At 74.4% G+C, this 17,135-nt stretch carries 15 protein-coding genes; 5 read left to right on the top strand and 10 right to left on the bottom strand.

What is annotated here, in order from left to right:
• Positions 1–149 precede the first annotated feature (149 nt).
• The 4 genes from P3T27_RS26310 to P3T27_RS26295 all read left to right on the top strand — a co-directional run bounded on the left by P3T27_RS26310 (position 150) and on the right by P3T27_RS26295 (position 6,099).
• Positions 150–905: an ABC transporter ATP-binding protein gene (locus P3T27_RS26310; protein ID WP_280682734.1), complete on the top strand. Its 756-nt coding sequence runs from the start codon at positions 150–152 to the stop codon at positions 903–905.
• A 99-nt stretch (positions 906–1,004) separates the two neighbouring features.
• Entirely contained in the window at positions 1,005–3,569 is a 2,565-nt protein-coding gene (locus P3T27_RS26305) for an FtsX-like permease family protein (protein ID WP_280682695.1), read from the top strand.
• Positions 3,570–3,838: 269 nt separating this feature from the next.
• The gene (locus P3T27_RS26300) at positions 3,839–5,359 is read left to right on the top strand and encodes a threonine/serine exporter family protein (RefSeq protein ID WP_280682693.1); all 1,521 of its coding nucleotides are present in this window, start codon (positions 3,839–3,841) and stop codon (positions 5,357–5,359) included.
• Between the two features lie 191 nt (positions 5,360–5,550).
• Entirely contained in the window at positions 5,551–6,099 is a 549-nt protein-coding gene (locus P3T27_RS26295; protein WP_280682691.1) for a carboxymuconolactone decarboxylase family protein, read from the top strand.
• Positions 6,100–6,166: 67 nt separating this feature from the next.
• Here the strand turns inward: P3T27_RS26295 and P3T27_RS26290 are convergent, their stop codons facing one another.
• The 5 genes from P3T27_RS26290 to P3T27_RS26270 all read right to left on the bottom strand — a co-directional run bounded on the left by P3T27_RS26290 (position 6,167) and on the right by P3T27_RS26270 (position 11,723).
• Positions 6,167–7,162 carry a 2-hydroxyacid dehydrogenase gene (locus P3T27_RS26290; RefSeq protein ID WP_280682689.1) on the bottom strand — a complete coding sequence of 332 codons (996 nt, stop codon included), beginning with the start codon at positions 7,160–7,162 and terminating at the stop codon, positions 6,167–6,169.
• A gap of 129 nt (positions 7,163–7,291) precedes the next feature.
• Positions 7,292–8,317: a 6-phosphofructokinase gene (locus tag P3T27_RS26285; RefSeq protein WP_280682687.1), complete on the bottom strand. Its 1,026-nt coding sequence runs from the start codon at positions 8,315–8,317 to the stop codon at positions 7,292–7,294.
• 354 nt (positions 8,318–8,671) lie between these two features.
• The gene (locus tag P3T27_RS26280) at positions 8,672–9,400 is read right to left on the bottom strand and encodes a glutamine amidotransferase (protein ID WP_280682685.1); all 729 of its coding nucleotides are present in this window, start codon (positions 9,398–9,400) and stop codon (positions 8,672–8,674) included.
• Positions 9,401–9,455: 55 nt separating this feature from the next.
• Positions 9,456–10,718, bottom strand: a complete 1,263-nt coding sequence (locus tag P3T27_RS26275) for a MurT ligase domain-containing protein (protein ID WP_280682683.1) — start codon at positions 10,716–10,718, stop codon at positions 9,456–9,458.
• Positions 10,719–11,021: 303 nt separating this feature from the next.
• Positions 11,022–11,723, bottom strand: a complete 702-nt coding sequence (locus P3T27_RS26270) for a GNAT family N-acetyltransferase (RefSeq protein ID WP_280682681.1) — start codon at positions 11,721–11,723, stop codon at positions 11,022–11,024.
• A 265-nt stretch (positions 11,724–11,988) separates the two neighbouring features.
• Here P3T27_RS26270 and P3T27_RS26265 point away from each other — a divergent pair, with 265 nt between their 5' ends.
• Positions 11,989–12,225 carry a hypothetical protein gene (locus P3T27_RS26265; protein ID WP_280682679.1) on the top strand — a complete coding sequence of 79 codons (237 nt, stop codon included), beginning with the start codon at positions 11,989–11,991 and terminating at the stop codon, positions 12,223–12,225.
• Positions 12,226–12,323: 98 nt separating this feature from the next.
• Here P3T27_RS26265 and P3T27_RS26260 read toward each other — a convergent pair whose 3' ends face one another.
• The 5 genes from P3T27_RS26260 to P3T27_RS26240 form a co-directional block, all read right to left on the bottom strand.
• Positions 12,324–13,535: a HAMP domain-containing sensor histidine kinase gene (locus P3T27_RS26260; RefSeq protein WP_280682677.1), complete on the bottom strand. Its 1,212-nt coding sequence runs from the start codon at positions 13,533–13,535 to the stop codon at positions 12,324–12,326.
• Complete coding sequence (locus tag P3T27_RS26255) at positions 13,532–14,338, bottom strand: response regulator transcription factor (RefSeq protein WP_280682675.1); 807 nt, start codon at positions 14,336–14,338, stop codon at positions 13,532–13,534. The genes P3T27_RS26260 and P3T27_RS26255 overlap by 4 nt, the downstream gene beginning before the upstream one ends.
• Complete coding sequence (locus P3T27_RS26250) at positions 14,335–15,216, bottom strand: hypothetical protein (protein ID WP_280682673.1); 882 nt, start codon at positions 15,214–15,216, stop codon at positions 14,335–14,337. Before P3T27_RS26250 ends, P3T27_RS26255 begins: the two co-directional genes overlap by 4 nt.
• Before the next feature lie 173 nt (positions 15,217–15,389).
• Positions 15,390–16,208, bottom strand: coding sequence for a class F sortase (locus tag P3T27_RS26245; protein WP_280682671.1), 819 nt, complete (start codon positions 16,206–16,208; stop codon positions 15,390–15,392).
• A gap of 79 nt (positions 16,209–16,287) precedes the next feature.
• Positions 16,288–16,770 carry a hypothetical protein gene (locus P3T27_RS26240; RefSeq protein ID WP_280682670.1) on the bottom strand — a complete coding sequence of 161 codons (483 nt, stop codon included), beginning with the start codon at positions 16,768–16,770 and terminating at the stop codon, positions 16,288–16,290.
• Between the last annotated feature and the right edge of the window lie 365 nt (positions 16,771–17,135).

Below are 17,135 nucleotides of genomic sequence, written 5' to 3'. Positions count from 1 at the left end.
CCGGCCCCCACCGAACCGATACAGAGCGGCGCGGGCACCGATACACGCCGGCCCAGGCCCCGATACGTTCTCCGGACACTCTTCGACGTGCACCCGTTCCGCACCCGCAGAGGAGTCCCCCCGTGACCGCCGAACCCTTTTCCCCGTACCTGCCGCACCCGGCGACGGGGGTCGCGGCCGCCACCACCGGCCTGTCGAAGGTCTACGGCAGCGGCGACACCCGTGTCGTCGCCCTGGACGAGGTCGACATCGCCTTCCGGGAGGGCGAGTTCACCTCGATCATGGGCCCCTCCGGCTGCGGCAAGTCCACCCTGATGCACTGCGCCGCCGGGCTGGACCGGGCCAGCTCCGGATCCGTCCGCATCGGCACCACCGAACTGGGCACCCTCAACGACCGGCAGCTCACCGAGTTGCGCCGCGACCGGATCGGCTTCGTCTTCCAGGCGTTCAACCTGCTGCCGACGCTGACCGCGCTGGAGAACATCACGCTGCCGCTGGCCATCGCCGGGCGCCGCCCGGACCGGCAGTGGCTGGACCACGTGATCTCCCTGGTCGGCCTGGGCCGGCGGCTCGGCCACCGGCCCGCGGAGCTGTCCGGCGGGCAGCAGCAGCGGGTCGCGGTGGCCCGTGCGCTGGTCTCCCGCCCCGCGATCGTCTTCGCCGACGAGCCCACCGGCAACCTCGACTCCCGTGCCGGGACGGAGATCCTCGGCTTCCTGCGCGAGTGCGTGCGCGAACTGGGCCAGACCGTGGTCATGGTGACGCACGACCCGGTCGCCGCCGACTTCGCCGACCGCGTGGTCTTCCTCTCCGACGGCCGCCTGGTCGACGAGATGACCCGCCCCACCGCGGACCGGGTCCTGGAGCGGATGAAGGAGTTCGACACCCGCACCCGCACCGGCTGACCAGCCCACCCCGGCACCTCAGTCGGTCGTCCCACCCCCGCGCACTCGCGCACTCGCGTCGCCCGTTCCCGTCCTCCCTCACGGCCCCGAAAGCTCCCCATGCTGAGAACAGCCCTGCGCAACGTCCTGGCGGCCAAGGCCCGTCTGGTCATGACCGTCCTCGCGGTCTGCCTCGGTGTCGCATTCGTCTGCGGCACCCTCGTCTTCGCGGACACCTCCGTGGCGGCCCACCGCGCCGCCGCGTCGAAGAACTTCGCGGACATCGCGGTCACCGTGACCCCGAGAACCCCCCTGACCGGGGCCGCCACGCGTCAGAACAGCAGCGCACTCGACGACGCGCTCGTCCACAGACTCGCCGCCGTGCCCGGTGCGGCGGCCGTACGGCCCTCGGTGGACGGATCGGCGGTCCTGAACGCCGCGGACGGCACGCCGCTGCGGGTCGGCACCGCATGGGCGAACCTGGCCGCCGCCTACGTACCGGGCAAGGACGGCAAGGACGGTCGCTACCCGCTGCTCCGGGGCCACGCACCCCGCAACGCCGATGAACTCGCCGTCGACAGCGGCACCGCCGCCGCCGGCGGGTTCGGCATCGGCGACACGATCACCCTGGCCACCGACGGCCCCGTCCTGACGAAACGGCTCGTGGGCATCGTCACCACCCAGGACACCCGGGTGACCGCCGGCGGCACCCTCACCCTGTTCGACCAGGCGACCGCCCAGGCGCTGTTCGCCGCCCCGGGCCGCTACACCTCCGTCGACCTGTCCGCCGCGCCCGGCACCAGCCAGGCCGAGCTCTCCGAGCGGGTCACCGCGGTACTCCCGCCCGACCGGGCCGAGGCCGTCACCGGCGCCGCCCAGGCCACCCAGCAGGCCGGCTACGTCGACACGCTGACCCGGGGCTACCAGAAGCTGCCGATGGTCTTCGCCGCGGTCTCACTGTTCATCGGCTCGTTCCTCATCGCCAACACCTTCACCGTGCTCGTCGCCGGGCGTACCCGTGAGATCGCGCTGCTGCGGGCGATCGGTGCCTCGCGCCGCCAGGTGGTCCGCTCCGTGCTCTGGGAGGCCGTCCTGCTCGGCCTCGTCGCGTCGGCGGCCGGCCTCCTGCTCGGCCTCGGCATCGCCGCCGTGCTGCCCGACCTGCTGAGCACCACGCAGGGCACGCTGCCCCATGGCCCCCTGGTGATCGGCCCGCGCCCGCTGGTGGCGGCACTCGCGGTGGGCGTGGGCGTCACGGTCCTCGCCGCGTGGCTGCCGTCCCGCAACGCCGCGAAGGTCGCACCCATCGAGGCGCTGCGCTCGGCCGACCAGCCGCCCACGGCCGTCCGCTCCCGGGTCCGCGGCGCGGTGGGACTGGCTCTGCTGGTCCTCGGCGCCGGGTTGCTGCTGTCACTGACGGGGGCGAAGGACGCCTCGGTGGAGAACCTGCAGACCGCGATGTTCGGCTGCGGTGTCCTCGTCGTCGCCATGATCGTGCTCGCGCCGGTCCTCGCGACTCCCGTGATCCGGCTGAGCGGACGGCTGACCGGCCGCTTCGGGATGACCGGCCGGCTCGCCCACCGGAACGCGCTGCGCAACCCGAGGCGCAGCGCGGCCACCGCCTCCGCCCTGATGATCAGCACGGCCCTGGTCGCCGGGCTCGCCGTCATCGGAAACTCCACCGGGCAGGCTCTGGACCGCCAGGCCGCGTCCGGCCTCGGTGCCGACTACGTGCTCAGCACCCGCACCACCACGACCGGCATCGACCCCGCCGCCGTCCAACGGGTGGCCGACGTCCCCGGGGTGAGGACGGCGAGCGCCGTCACGGACTCCGTCCTGTTCACCGGCGGCGGTGTCCGCACGATCTCGGGTGTCACCCCCGACACCGTGGACGCCGTCATGAGGCTCGATCTCGTCGACGGCTCCCTGAAGGACCTCGGACCGGGCCGGATCGCCGTCTCCCGCACCGTCGCGCGGGAACAGGGTGTGAGCGCGAGCGGCCGGCTCAACGCCCGGATGGGCAGCGGTCAGGACTTCCAGCAGTACACCGTCGTCGCCGTCTACCAGGACAACCCCACCGCCCACGACGCGCTGGGCGACCGCACCGAGGTCCAGCGCACCGGCTTCGACCCCGGCTCCATCCAGCGGATCCTCGTTCGCACCGACGGCGGCGCGACCGCCAAGACCATCGAGGACCGGCTGCGCACCGCCGTGGGCAACAGCCCGCTGGTCCAGGTGCAGACCAGGGAGGAACTCGTCCACCAGGCCGCCGGCGCCCTGGGCGAGTTGCTGGAACTGATGTACGGGCTGCTCGCGCTCGGCACCGTGATCTCCCTGCTCGGGATCACCAACACCCTGGCCATGTCGGTCGCCGAACGCACCCGCGAGATCGGCGTCCTGCGTGCCATCGGGATGGACCGCGCCGGCATCCGACGGATGATCCGCCTGGAGTCGGTGACCGTCGCCGCCTTCGGCACACTCCTGGGCCTGGCCGGCGGCCTCTTCGGAGCCTGGACGGTCGGCGCGCTGGCCAACGGCGCCATGACCCGGTACGCCCTGGCACCGCCCTGGGGAACACTGCTCCTCCTGTGCATCGGCTCCCTGGCGACCGGTGTGATCGCGGCAGCCGTCCCGGCCCGCCGAGCAGCCGCGCTGAGCCCGTTGGCAGCCGTCGCAAGGACCTGACGCGCGGTCTCCTCCCACCTCCGGTCGCCGGATCGGGCCGCTGGTCCGTTGCGGCCACGGCGATGTGCCACCCCGGGTGGTGCCGGTCGGCGGTGGCAGGCCGACACCGCCCGGGCGAACGGCACGCTCGCGGGGATGGGGCGTGTGCGGACCGTTGTGCTCCGTTTGGGAGGGAGTCCTGGAGGCCGGAGTGTTCGCCGGCGGATCACTCCGGGTAGTTGCCGAGGTGCACAAGGTGATCAGGGGGGAGGGTGGTTCAGGGAGTCGCGATGTCGGAACACGATCAGCTCGGCGGGCGTGCCGATCCGGAGGGACGGCCGACGCGCTCCGAGAGCGTGCCGCACCAGATCCCGGCGTCCGGAGGCCCCGCCGAAACCGCCCGGTCGGGCCCGGAAGCCAGCGACACCGCGGCCCCCTGGCCCGATCGGATGCTGCCACTGCTGCGCACTCCGACGGCCGATCGCCGGCTGGCCGCGGACTGCTTCGCGGAGCCGCCCGGAGCCGTCGAGCCGGTGCGGGTGCTGGAGCTGGCGCTGCTGGTCGGCGAGCTGCTGCTGGCCAGCGGCGAGGTGGCGGAGGACGTCGAGGCCGCCATGCTCGCCGTCGCGGGTGCCTACCGGGTCCACCCGTGCGACCCCCAGGTGACCTTCACCCGGGTGGCGATCTCGTACCAGCCGGGCCCGTCCGGGCCGCCGTTGACGGTCGAGTCCTCGGTCCGCCGCGCGGCGGGCGACTACGCGCGGCTGGCCGCGGTCTTCCGGCTGGTCACCGAGATCACGGCGGGCGGCATCGGGGTCCACGACGCCCATGACCGCCTCGTGGCCGTGCACCGGTACAGCCGCCGCTACCCCGGCTGGCTCCTCCTCCTGTGCTGCGGTGTGCTGGCCGGGGCCGCGACGCTGCTGGTCGGCGGCCGGGCCGACGCCCGGGCCTGGCTGGTGTTCGCCAGCGCCGTCGTCGCGGCCCTGGCGGGCGACCGGCTCTCGGCGCTGGTGGCGCGCCACGACCTCCCGGCGTTCTACCAGTTCGTGGTGGCCGCGGGGCCGGCCGCCGTGATCGGCATCCTGCTGTCGTTCAACGGGCTGCACCTGCGCGGATCGGTGGTGATCACCGGAGGGCTGTACGCGCTGTTGCCGGGATGGCCCATGGTGGCGGCGGCCCAGGACGGCCTGGCGGGCTTCTACCTCACCGCCGCCGCGCGCCTGCTCGAAGCGCTGTACCTGATGGCCGGTGTGGTGATCGGGGTGATGACGGTGCTCTACGTCGGCGTCAACAACGGTGCGGACCTGGCGGCCCAGGACGTCCCGGCCGGGGCGGTGAACCCGCCGTTGCAGCTCGCCGCGGCGGTGCTGCTCACCCTGGCGTTCGCGGTGCTGCTGAACACCGAGCCGGGCGCGCTGTCCGTGGTCCTGCTCAACAGCGGGGCCGGCTGGACGACGTACGGGGTGCTGGTCAACGCCGGCGGGGAGCCGCTCCTGGCCACGGGGCTCGCCGCCGGGCTGGTGGGCCTGTCCGGCCAGCTCACGGCGCGTCACCGGGGAAGCTCCGCGCTGCCGCACATCACGGCGGCCCTGGGGCCGCTGCTGCCCGGGTCGGTGCTCTACTTCGGGATGCTCGCCTTCGTCCGGGGCGAGCCGGAGATCGGGCTGAGCGGCGTCGGGCGTGCTGTCGCCACGGCGATGGCCCTCGCCATCGGCGTGAACCTGGGCCGGGAGCTGGCCCGGCTCTTCCTGTCCGCGCCGCGCGCGGCCCCGCCGGCCGGCCGGCGGGGCGGTCGCCACCGCCGGTGAGGGACGGCGGCGGGAGTCGTCCACCGGCCGGCGCTCCCACCTCCGTACCGGGGGGGATCTGACGGGCGGTGAACTCGGGTGGCCGGGGGTGGTGGTCGCGATGTGCTGCCCCGCTTCCCAGAAGGTTTTATTTTCAACTATCATGGCGTGGCGCAGTGCCGTCCGACAGCGATCCGGCCAGAGGAGTTCCGATGAGTGATGTGACCGCGGGTGTGGCTGAGGCCCCGGCGCGCCGACGGGTGTTCGTCGACAAGCAGAGCCCCAAGGCCTACCGCGCGCTGGTCGCGACGGCCGAGTCGGCCCGTGCGGGCGCGGCGGACGCCGGGTTGGACCGCACGCTCGTGGAACTGGTCAACCTGCGGGTGTCCCAGATCAACGGCTGCGCCTACTGCCTCAACGTGCACACCAGGGCCGCCCTGCAGGCCGGCGACACCCCGCAGCGGCTGGGCACCCTCCCGGCGTGGCGCGACACCGAACTGTTCACCCCGCAGGAACGCGCCGCCCTCGCCCTGGCGGAGGCGACCACCAACCCCGCGGACGCCGCCCTCCAGGAGGACGCCTACGGCGCCGCCCGCCAAGCCCTGACGGATGACCAGATCTCCGCGGTGATCTGGGTGGCCATCGCCATCAACGCCTTCAACCGGGTGTCCATCCTGAGCAAGCACCCGGTGCGGCCGATCCCGGCCGGCCGGGCTGAGGAGCGGGCGTCCTCAGCCTCGTGTGCGGGCAGGCGTTGCTAAGGGTTGCCAATCAGCGGAGCCGGAAGGACGCTCATGGACGCCCAGGACGGTCGGGCTTCTTGTGGGGTCAGTTCGTCGGGACGAGGGTGTTCTCGTTGGTGCGGCCGGCGGCGAAGTCGTCGATGTTGCGGGCGGTGGCGTCGATGATCTGGCCGACGGCGGTGCGGGTGAAGTAGGCCTGGTGGGAGGTGACCAGGACCTGCGGGAAGGTGACGAGGCGGGCGAGGACGTCGTCGGTGATGCCCTGGATGGAGCGGTCCGTGAAGAAGACGCCGGTCTCCTCCTCGTACACGTCGAGGCCGACGCCGGAGAGGCGGCCGGCGCGCAGGGCCTCGACGAGGGCCGCGCTGTCGATCAGGCCCCCGCGGCTGGAGTTGACGAGGATCGCGTCGTCCTTCATCCGGGCCAGCGCGGCGGCGTCGATCAGGTGGTGGGTGGCCGGGACGAGCGGGACGTGCAGGCTCACCAGGTCGGCGCGGGTGAGGAGTTCGGGCAGTTCGGTGTAGGTCATGCCGAGGTCGACGCAGGCCGGGTTCTCCGCGATGTCCCAGCCGAGCAGTTCGGTGCCGAAGCCGGCCGCGATCCGGGTGAAGCACTCGCCGATCTTGCCGGTGCCGATCACCCCGACGGTCATCCCGTGCACGTCCCGCCCCAGCAGCCCGTCGAGGCGGAAGTCGAACTCGCGGCTGCGCCCGGCGGCCCGGACGATCCGGCGGTTGACGGCCAGGGCCAGCGCCCAGGCGTGCTCGGCCACGGCGTAGGGGCTGTAGTACGACACCCGGGCGACGGTGAGGCCGAGTTCGGCGGCCGCGTCGAGGTCGATGTTGTTGAACCCGGTGGAGCGCTGGGCGATCAGCTTGGTGCCGCCGGCGGCGAGGACCGCGAGCGTATCGGCGTCCAGGACGGCGTTGACGCTGCTGCTGACGGCGGGGTAGCCGGCGGCGAGCGGGGCGGTGTCGTGGTTGAGGAACATGCTCAGGCAGCGCAGCCCGTGCCGGCGGGCGAAGGCCTGTTCCAGCAGCGGCCGTTCGTCGGCCTGCACCCCGTACGCGAGGATCTCCATCGACTGCCCTTCCGCGAGTGGTCCGCTCCACCGGCCACGCTAGCCGGGCCGTCGCCCGGGCGCCCGTCAGACGCACGAGGGCCCCCGAACCGGCACGGGTTCGGGGGCCCTCGACGTGGGGGAGAGGGGTCAGAGGACCGTCTCCGCCTCCAGGTAGCGGTCCTGCGGGACGGTCTTCAGCTCGGCGACCGCCTCGGCCAGCGGCACCAGGTTGATGTTGGTGCCCTGCAGCGCGGTGATGTGCCCGAAGGCGCCCTTGTGGACGGCTTCGACGGCGTGCCAGCCGAAGCGGGTGGCGAGCACCCGGTCGTACGCGGTCGGGGTGCCGCCGCGCTGGGTGTGGCCGAGGATCACCGGGCGGGCCTCCTTGCCGAGCCGGTGCTCCAGTTCGCGGGAGAGCTGGGTGGCGATGCCGGTGAACCGCTCGTGGCCGTAGATGTCCTTGGTGCCCTCCTCCCAGTGCATGGTGCCGGGTTCGGGCTTGGCGCCTTCGGCGCAGACCACGATGGCGAACTTCTTCTGCCGGTCGAAGCGCTCGCGGACGACGGCGGTCAGCTTGTCGATGTGGAACGGCCGCTCCGGGACGACGATGGCGTGCGCACCGGCCGCCATGCCCGCGTTGAGCGCGATCCAGCCGGTGTGTCGGCCCATGACCTCGACGACCATGACCCGCTGGTGGGACTCGGCGGTGGTCTTCAGCCGGTCCAGCGCGTCGGTGGCGACCGAGACGGCGGTGTCGAAGCCGAAGGTCACGTCGGTGGCGGCGATGTCGTTGTCGATGGTCTTCGGGACCCCGACCACCGGCAGTCCGGCGTCGCTCATCAGCTTGGCGGCCTTCAGGGTGCCCTCGCCGCCGATCGGGATGACCGCGTCGATGCCGAGGTCCGCGCACAGCTGCTTGGCGCGCTCGACGCCGTCGCGCAGGTGGCTCGGCTGGACCCGGGAGGAGCCGAGGATCGTGCCGCCCTGGGCCAGGATGCCGCTCACCGAGTCGAGGGTGAGCGGTCGGTGGACGCCCTCCAGAAGACCGCGCCAACCGTCCTGGAAACCGATGATCTCGTCGCCGTGGTCGACCACCCCCCGGTGGACCACGGAACGGATCACCGCGTTCAGGCCGGGGCAGTCACCGCCGCTGGTCAGCACTCCGATACGCATTAGCTTTGCAACTCCCGAGCAGAACCGAGGAACGGCCGGACTACAGGCTGGGACGACGAGCCGTCACCGTAGCGGGGCGCTCCCTCGCCGGAGTGGCGGGGAGGTGGCCGCGGGATGAAGGACCGGCCGATCCGGACAGAACGTCCGGAAACGGCCGCGAAGTCGAGCATACGGCCCCTGGTCCGGCCGGGCAGGAGCCGACGCGGGAGCGGCGCCGTCGGCGCCCCCGCGCGGAGGTGCAGCCTGCTGCCGAGGAGGGTGTGCAGTAGGCAGCCCCATTGTGGTACGTCCGGGGCCGCCCTTGGAGCGGGTGACCGCATCGCGGGCACCCGCCCCTCAGGGCGTGCGGACGTACTACGCGGGGCGCGTCGTGGCGGCGATGCGCTCGGCGCGCAGCGCGTCGTACCAGGTGGTGTCGGCCGGCGGCAGGGCGTTGACGTCCAGCGCCAGCTTGATCAGCATGTCGGCCACGGCGGGGTTGCGGGCCAGCACCGGGCCGTGCAGGTAGGTGCCGAAGACGGTGTCCCGCCAGGCGCCCTCGGTGCCGTCGCCGGTGCCGTTGCCCCGGCCCGCGGTGACGGTGGCCAGCGGCGCGACGCCCTGGCCGAGGTGGGTGACGCCCTGGTGGTTCTCGAAGCCGGTCAGCTGCGGCAGGCCGAGCCGCGGGTCCACGTCGGCCAGCACGTCGCCGACGCACCGGGCGCCGTCGCCGCGGGTGGTCCAGACGTCGAGCAGGCCCAGGCCCGGCTCGCGCTCGCCCAGGTCGTTGACGAACTCGTGGCCCATGATCTGGAAGCCCGCGCAGACGCCGAAGATGATCGCGCCGTTCTCGGATGCCCGGATCAGGCCGGTGTCGGCCCGCAGCCGCTCGGCGGCCAGCCGCTGCGGACGGTCCTCGCCGCCGCCGATCAGGTAGATGTCGCCGCTGGTGGGGATCGCCTGGTCGGAGCGGACGTCGATCCGGGTCACGTTGAGGTGGCGCTGGCGGGCCCGGCGCTCCACGACCAGGGCGTTGCCGCGGTCGCCGTAGGTGCTGAGCAGGTCCGGGTAGACCCAGACCACGCGCAGGCTGCTCTCACTCATCCTCGAAGGCCTTCCATCACGATCAGGGGGGTCATGGGGGGCTGCGGGCGCGGCATCAGCCGGCCACGACCTTCCGCAGCTGCTGGAAGGCGGTGTAGTTGGCGATGGCCTCGATCCGGCCGGGCGGGGCCATCCGGACGGCCTGCTCCAGCGTGTCCACCACGTGGAACTGCAGCCCGGCGACCTCCAGGCGGACGGCCAGGTCCAGCTTGCGCTGCCCCATCACGAACACCGGGTGCCCGGCGAGGCGCTCGTAGTCGACGTCCCACAGCCAGGACGTGTCGGTGCCGTCGGCGTCGAGGGCGTTGACGGACAGGATCACCGGCGCGGGCGGGCCGTCGATCAGCGAGAAGGTCTCCAGCCAGCCGGCCGGGTTCTTGGCCAGCAGCAGCCTTATGTCCCGCCCCTGGTACTGGACCACGTCGTAGCGGCCGGCCACGGCCGTCACCGAGCGCATCCGCTCTAGCGCGACCTGCGGGGAGACCCCGAACACGGCGGCGACGGCGGCCGAGCTGGTGGCGTTGGCCAGGTTGGCCCGGCCGGGCAGCTGGAGCTGGATCGGCCAGGCGCCGCGCTGCGGGTCGATCACGTGCGTGCCCTGGAGCGCCCAGTGCGGGTTGGGGCGGCGGAAGCCGCAGTCCTGGCAGAACCAGTCCTCGCCGGGGCGCTGCATCACACCGCCGCAGGCGGGGCAGGACCAGGCGTCCTCCTTCCACGCCTGTCCGGCGGCCACCCAGACCACCTTCTTGCAGGAGGAGGCGGCCCAGGTCACCAGCGGGTCGTCGGCGTTGGCGATGACCACGGCCTCGGTGTCCTGCAGGCCCTCGCGCCACTTCTCGGCCATCATCCGCGTCTCGGCGGCGCGGTCGAGCTGGTCGCGGGAGAGGTTGAGCAGGGCGATCGCCTTGGGGCGGGTGTCGCGGGCGACCGTCGCCAGGTACTTCTCGTCGACCTCGATCACGCCGAAGCGGGCGTCCGAGCCGCCGGCCAGGGCGGAGGTGATGCCGGCCGGCATGTTCGCGCCCAGGGCGTTGGAGACCACCGGACCGGCGGCGCGCAGCGCCTCGGCGATCAGGCGGGTGGTGGTGGTCTTGCCGTTGGTGGCGCTGACCAGGATGACGTCGAGGTGGTCGGCGAGGGTGCCGAGCAGGTCGGGGTCGAGCCTGAGGGCGACCTTGCCGCCGATCACCGAGCCGCTTCCGCGTCCGGCCTTGCGGGACACGGCGGCGGCCACCCGGCCGGCGGTGACCGCGATCTTGGCGCGGGCCGGCAGCGAGGCGTCGCGTGCGCCTGTGGGCTCCGATTCGGTGCCTGCCATGCTCAGTGGTTCCTCCTTGCTGCGGCACCACCCGGGTCCGGATTAACGGGCCGTCGGGCGGCGGGGACGGGGCCAGCCTACCGACTCCGCCGCCCGGCTCGACGATCCGGACCCCACGCCGCCTGCTGCGACGCGGCCGAAGGCGCCGCCACGGGCGCTCTGACGGCCCGTGGGGGAAGGCGGTGTACGGAGGGGACCGTTGCCGCTTGGGACGCTCACCGGCGCCGCCGGGTTCCCTGGTAAGAGTGTGGTGAAGAACTGATCAGCTACCCGGATCGGCCGTTCGGGATCGGCCGCCCGGGATCAGCGGCTCGGACGGGCGCAGGCGGTCGGCTCGCCCGAGGCCAGCGTGGCGGTGATCACCAGCGTGCCGTCCTCGGGGTGGAAGTCCAGCGGCGCGGCCAGCCGGCGCATCGCGGCGATCAGCCCGGTGTTCGAGGCGTGCGTCACCGCGTACACCGAGCCCACGCCGGCCGCCCGGGCCGCCGTCGACAGCCGCCGCAGCAGCTCCGGCCCGAGCCCGCGCCGCTGCCAGGCGTCCTCGACCAGCACCGCCAGCTCCGCCTCGCCGCCGTCCCACATCAGGTGCCCGAGGGCGACGATCCGCCCGTCGGCGGCCGTCACGGCGAGGCTGTGGCCGTGCCGGGCGTCCAGCAGGTGGTCCAGGTAGCGGCCGGCGTCGCGGACCGGCCCGTGGTAGCGCAGCCGCAGCGAGGCGGGGGAGCAGCGGCCGTGCATCGCCAGGGCCTCGGCCCGGTCGGTCGGCCCGGCGGGGCGCAGCACCAGCTCCGTTCCGTCCACCGAGAGCAGGGACGGCACCTCCCGGCCCGGCTCGGCCGCGGCCCGCGACCGGTCGACCGGCGGGTGCGGGCGGGCGCTCCGGACCGGGCCCCCGATGAGCGCGGGCAGCCGGGTGGCCTGGCCGTCGGGCGCCGCGCACCTGCGGTCGGACCTGCGGAAAGGCCGGTGCCAGAGCCGTTCGGGGCGAGTGCGTGATGCCGTCATGCGGGCGACGCTACCGACGTCGCGCTTCCGGCCGGTTACGCGATCGTGAACGCACGAATGACCGGGTCGGCGGCGGGCCGGGGGCTGAAGCTCACCGGGCGGGACGGGTCGGCGGGACGGCTGATCGGGGCGTGGCCGCCGATCGCACGTGATCGGCGGCATCGGACACGCTCACGGATGGCGCAGAATCCGTGAGCGCCGGAGCCCCTTCGGATACGGATGGCTCGGCTTTCCGCCGAATCCCACCTCCTCCGAAGGGGCACCCATGTCCTTCCCGCTGTCCGGTTCGCTGTCTTCCACGAAGAAGTCCGCACTGGGCGCGGCATGCTGCGCACTGCTGCTGGTCGCGCCGCTCGCCCGCGCCCAGCCGGCCAGCGCCGCCGACGGTCCCAAGACGCCGCAGGAGGCCGCGGCCTGCAAGGGCGTCGTCTCCTCGCTGCTCGGCGGCTTCGGGTCGATGCTCGCGAACTCGGCGTGCGTCGTACGGCCGAGCGACGACTGAGCGGCTACCGCACGGGCGGTCCGCCGGGTGCCGGCGGGCCGCAGCCGGCACCCGGCCCCGGCCGGGGCGGACGGTTGGCCCGGGCGGGGCGGCCGGGGTCAGGGGTGGGGCGGCTCGTCGGGGAGGGTGAGGGTGGCGAGGGCGCCGCCGGCGGGGTGGTTGGCGAAGGTGAGGGTGGCGCCGATGACGCGGGCGTGGCCGGTGGCGATGGTGAGGCCGAGGCCGTGGCCGCGCCCGCGTTCGGGGGCGTTGGTGCGGAAGCGCTGGGGGCCGTGGTCGAGGAGGTCCTCGGGGTAGCCGGGGCCGTGGTCGCGGACGGTGATCCGGTGGCCGTCGACGTGGAGTTCGACCGGCGAGGTGCCGTGGCGGTGGGCGTTGAGCAGGAGGTTGCCGAGGATCCGGTCGAGGCGGCGGAGGTCGGTGCGGACCTGGCGGTCGGCGGCCACGGCCACGTCGACGTCCAGGCCGGTGAGGGTGACCGTCCGGCGGACCGCCCGTTCCAGCGGGACGGGGGCGAGGTCCGGGGTTTCGGCGTCCGCGTCGAGGCGGGAGACCTCCAGCAGGTCCTCGACCAGCGAGCGCAGGGCCTGCACCCGGTTCTGGACGAGTTGGGTGGGGCGGCCGGGCGGCAGCAGTTCGGCCGCGGTGACCAGACCGGTGAGCGGGGTGCGCAGCTCGTGGGCGACGTCCGCGGTGAAGCGCTGCTCGTCCTCCAGCCGGCGGTGCAGGGTACGGGACATCAGGTCGACGGCGGCGGCGAGGTCGGCGACCTCGTCCCGCCCGTCGACGAGCTCACCGATCCGGGTGTCCGTCCGCCCGGCGGCGATTCCGCGCGCGGCCGTCGCCGCGGTGCGCAGCCGGTGGCTGATCCGGTCGGCGACCAGTACGCCGGCCAGGACCGTGGTGAAGACCGCCGCGACGACGGTGATCAGGATGATCCGGTCGAGGTCGGCGATCGCCTGCCGGTCCTGGGTGAAGTCCACCCGGACCGAGAGCACCCCGGTCTGGACCGGTCGGGCCGCCCACATCGACTCACCCTGTGGACCGCCGGCGAGCAGCGAGCCCTCGCGGCCGTCGGCCGCGAGCGTGCGCAGCCCGGTGGGCAGCGCCGGGTCGTCCAGGGTGAACCGGTCGGTGACCTCGCCCCGCTTGTAGGTGTCCACGGCCGAGTTGAGGGCGGCGAGCGCGGCGGCGCGGGCCTGGTCCACGTGCTGACGGATCATCGCCTGGTGGACCAGTAGGCCGACGGCCACCGCCACCAGGACGGCGATGGCGGCGACGGCGGTGGCGATCTGACGGCGCAGGGTCATGCCGGACGCCGCAGCTTGTAGCCGAACCCGCGGACGGTCTCGATCCTGCCAGGGCCGATCTTGGCGCGCAGCCGCTGCACGTGGACGTCCACCACCCGGGTGTCGGCGCCCCAGTCGTAGTCCCAGACGCGTTCCAGCAGGGTGGAGCGCTCCAGCACGATGCCGGGCGCGGCGGTGAACTCCAGCAGCAGCCGCAACTCGGTGGGAGTGAGCGGGACGAGGCGGCCGTCGACGCGCACCTCCATGCTGTCGGTGTCCACCTGCATGCCGTCGAAGCTGCGCAGCGCCGGGGACGGCGCGGGGGCCGAGGAGGGGGACGGGGTGGCGGACGGCGGGGCCGCGGGGACGGCGGCGGGGCCGGCCGGCCCGGTGGGGGCCGCGGGTTCCTCGGGCAGCGCGGGCTCGGCCGCCGGGACCACCCGGACCCGGCGCAGCACGGTGCGGATCCGGGCGACCAGCACGGCGCTCTCGAAGGGCTTGACCACGTAGTCGTCCGCCCCGGCCTCCAGACCGGACACCACGTCGACCGGGTCGGTGCGCGCCGACATCATCAGGATCGGCAGCTGGCTCTCCTCCCGGATCCGGCGGCACAGGCCGACCCCGTCGAGGAGCGGCAGCATGACGTCCAGCAGGAGCAGGTCGGGGCGTACGGCGTGGAAGGCCTCCAGACCCTCCAGGCCGTCGGCCGCCGTGGTGACCGGGAAGCCGTAGCGCTCCAGGGCCATCCGGGTGGCCTCCCGGATCACCTCGTCGTCCTCGACGAGCAGGATGTGCGGGTGGGCGGGCGCGGCTGCGGGGTTCATGGCTTCGCTTCCGAGGGAGCCGAGGACGGGCGGACGGGGACCGGGACGCCGGCCTTGGGGGATGAGCCGACCACACCGGAGCCCGCGTCGGGTGCGGCGGGCTTCGGCACGACGGGGGCGTGGGCGCCGGGGGAGACGGCGGGGCCGGCGGTGGGGGTGCTGGTGGGCGTCTGTGCGCTGCCGTTCGCGGCTCCGCCGCCGGGGCCGGCGATCGGGCCGGTGTCCTCGACCTTCCGCTCCAGCAGGCCGAGCCGGACGCCGTCCCACTGGTAGTGGCTGCTGGTCCGGACGAACGCGCCGGTCGGCTCGTAGAGCCACAGGTCGGATCCGACGGTCGCGGCGCTGAACCCCTTCAGCACCTCGACCTGGAGGATCGGCAGCAGCCGGTCGTCGGCCAGCATGTAGACGTGCAGGACCACGGGTCCGGGGGTGGCGACGGCGACGACCAGTTCGTCCCGCCCGTCGCCGGTGAGGTCGCGGAACTGCGGGCTGCGGACCTCGCAGACGGGGCAGGAGTCCAGGGCGCGCCGCTCCTCCGGGCTCACCGTGGAGTCCTTGGCGAGGACGGCGCGGGTGTCGACCGTCCTGATGTCGCGCCCGGGCACGGTCACGTCCGGGACGGGCTGCGGTGGCGCCTGCGTGGCCGTTCCGGCCCCGGTGGCGGGTGGCCGTGGCGGCGGGGAGGCCGCCAGGTCGGGCCAGAGCGGCTGGGCCACCAGTGGCGGCGCCACCGGCTGGGCGGCGCCGTGGTCCTGCAGCCCGCCGGGGGTGGCGCGGCCGAGGGCCAGGGCCGCGAGCGCCACGAGGACGGCCAGGGCGGCGAGGGCCGCCACCGGCACGGCGACGGGCCGGCGGCGGGGTGAGGATGCTGCTGCCACGGTCGGTGCTCGTCCTCCTGGTCTGCGGCGATGCGCCGGTTCGTCCCCGCACCGGCCTCGGTGGTAGGTCGCGTGGACGGCGGTCGGTGGTTCCCGTACCGCCGTCCCGGCCGTCGGACCGTTTCGACCGTCGAACCGGCGCGACGGCCGGGACGGCCGACGGCGCGGCGGCTTCAGCCGGTCGCGCCGCCCGGACCGGCCAGGTCCGCCAGGACGATGATGTTGTCCGTCCAGTGCCCGTCCGAGCCGATCCGCCCGCCGCAGGTGATCAGCCGGAGGGTGGGTTCGGGAGTGTCACCGTAGACCGTTTCGGTCGGGAAGCGGTCCTTGGCGGCCTGGAGCAGCGTGCGGACCTTGAATTCCACGGTGCTGCCGTCCGCGCGCCGCACCTGGATCAGGTCGCCCGGCCGCAGCTTCGGTACGCCGTGGAAGACCGCCGGGCCGTGCGCGGTGTCGTAGTGCCCGATGAGGACGGCAGGGCCGGCCTCTCCGGGCGTCGGCCCGTTGCGGTACCAGCCGACCTCGCCGGCCCGGTCGGCGGCCGGCACCTCGACCGTCCCGTCGGGATTCAGCCCGAGGTTGGTCACCGGGGCGTCCACCCCGGCGGTTGGGATCAGGAGGCGGGTCGGGGCTGACGCGGCGAAGGGCTTCGGCGCGCCGGCCGGATTCCCGGTGCTCCCGGTGGTCCCCGTGCTTCCCGTGGTTCCGGGGCCTCCCGAGGGCGCGGCGGCCGGGTTGTCCGTACTGCCGTGCACCGAGGGCTCGACCCGCACCACCGGAGTGTGCTGGCCGGACAGTGCCACGGTGGTGCCCAGCACCAGGCAGGCCAGGCCCGCCGCACCGAAGGCGGTCCGGCGCAGCGTGCCCGGGCCGGGGGCGGCCTTGCGGCGCCGCCCCCGGCGGCCACCGCGCGGGAGGCCGTGGTGGGCCGGCCGGTCGGCACCGGGTGTGCTGTCGGGCTGCCCGCCGCCCGCCGGTGCCCCGGTGCCCACCGGGCCCCCGGCGCCGCCTCCCCGCCCGGTCAGGGGCGGGGAAACGGCGCCGGGGTACCCGGCGGACTCGGGGCCGGTGTCAGCCGCGCGCACCGGAGCGGCGGCGCAGCATCGCGAAGCCCAGCGCACCGGCGCCGACGGCCGCGACGGCCCCGCCACCGGCCAGCATCAGGCCGTTGCTGTCGGTCTCGCCGGATCCGTCCCCGGCCTGGGCCGCGCCCTTGGGCACCTCCCGGACCTGGGCCTTGCCGTCACTGGAGACCCCGGCGCCGTCACCGGCGGCGGGCTTCGCCGTGGGCGTGCCGCCGACGGCGGGCTTCGCCGCGGGGGCGCTACCGGCGTCCTTGCCCGCGACCGAGGGGGCGGCCGGGGCGGGCTGGGCCGGGCTGGGCGCCGCGGTCGGCGTGGCCGACACGACGGCACCCGCGCTCGGCGTGGCGGTCGGGGTCCCGTCGGCGAAGGCCTGCCCGCCGGTGACGACGGTCAGTAGCGCGCCCCCGGTCAGGGCGCAGACGGCCAGCACGCGGCGGGCGGGGGAGCGGTGGGTACGGCTCCTGCTCATACGGTGTTCTCCTTCGTCATGGACGCCGCCTGGCCGGGGTGGCCGGTGCGTCGTCAGCGACGTTAGGAGGCCCGTGTCGCGATCCCCGGCCGGTCGTGTCACGGCCGCCCATCGGCTGCGTAACGAACCCTGGGGCCCCGCTGCGCCCGGGGTGGCGGCGGCGGGGCCGGAGCGCTGGGAGGCCGGCCGGTTGACGCCGTGTCGGGCCGTAGGGGTAGCCCCCTCCCGGTCCTGGGGACCGCCCCCATGGCCCGGGGGCCGGGTGCCCGGCCAGACTGGCCGAGGTTCGAACGGCGTGGTGGCAGGCCCCCGTTCCGGGGTGGTGGTGTGCGCTGCGGGCGGACCGTCGGCCGACCCGCGCGACG

Source organism: Kitasatospora sp. MAA19 (assembly GCF_029894125.1).
Lineage (GTDB): Bacteria > Actinomycetota > Actinomycetes > Streptomycetales > Streptomycetaceae > Kitasatospora.
This window is presented reverse-complemented; position numbering and strand designations above follow the sequence as displayed.

Excerpts from the sequence above, each read along its gene's own strand:
- P3T27_RS26305 (WP_280682695.1), top strand. The coding sequence starts at position 1,005 with ATGCTGAGAACAGCCCTGCGCAACGTCCTGGCGGCCAAGGCCCGTCTG.
- P3T27_RS26300 (WP_280682693.1), top strand. The coding sequence starts at position 3,839 with ATGTCGGAACACGATCAGCTCGGCGGGCGTGCCGATCCGGAGGGACGG.
- P3T27_RS26295 (WP_280682691.1), top strand. The coding sequence starts at position 5,551 with ATGAGTGATGTGACCGCGGGTGTGGCTGAGGCCCCGGCGCGCCGACGG.
- P3T27_RS26290 (WP_280682689.1), bottom strand. The coding sequence starts at position 7,162 with ATGGAGATCCTCGCGTACGGGGTGCAGGCCGACGAACGGCCGCTGCTG.
- P3T27_RS26285 (WP_280682687.1), bottom strand. The coding sequence starts at position 8,317 with ATGCGTATCGGAGTGCTGACCAGCGGCGGTGACTGCCCCGGCCTGAAC.
- P3T27_RS26280 (WP_280682685.1), bottom strand. The coding sequence starts at position 9,400 with ATGAGTGAGAGCAGCCTGCGCGTGGTCTGGGTCTACCCGGACCTGCTC.
- P3T27_RS26275 (WP_280682683.1), bottom strand. The coding sequence starts at position 10,718 with ATGGCAGGCACCGAATCGGAGCCCACAGGCGCACGCGACGCCTCGCTG.
- P3T27_RS26270 (WP_280682681.1), bottom strand. The coding sequence starts at position 11,723 with ATGACGGCATCACGCACTCGCCCCGAACGGCTCTGGCACCGGCCTTTC.
- P3T27_RS26265 (WP_280682679.1), top strand. The coding sequence starts at position 11,989 with ATGTCCTTCCCGCTGTCCGGTTCGCTGTCTTCCACGAAGAAGTCCGCA.
- P3T27_RS26260 (WP_280682677.1), bottom strand. The coding sequence starts at position 13,535 with ATGACCCTGCGCCGTCAGATCGCCACCGCCGTCGCCGCCATCGCCGTC.
- P3T27_RS26255 (WP_280682675.1), bottom strand. The coding sequence starts at position 14,338 with ATGAACCCCGCAGCCGCGCCCGCCCACCCGCACATCCTGCTCGTCGAG.
- P3T27_RS26240 (WP_280682670.1), bottom strand. The coding sequence starts at position 16,770 with ATGAGCAGGAGCCGTACCCACCGCTCCCCCGCCCGCCGCGTGCTGGCC.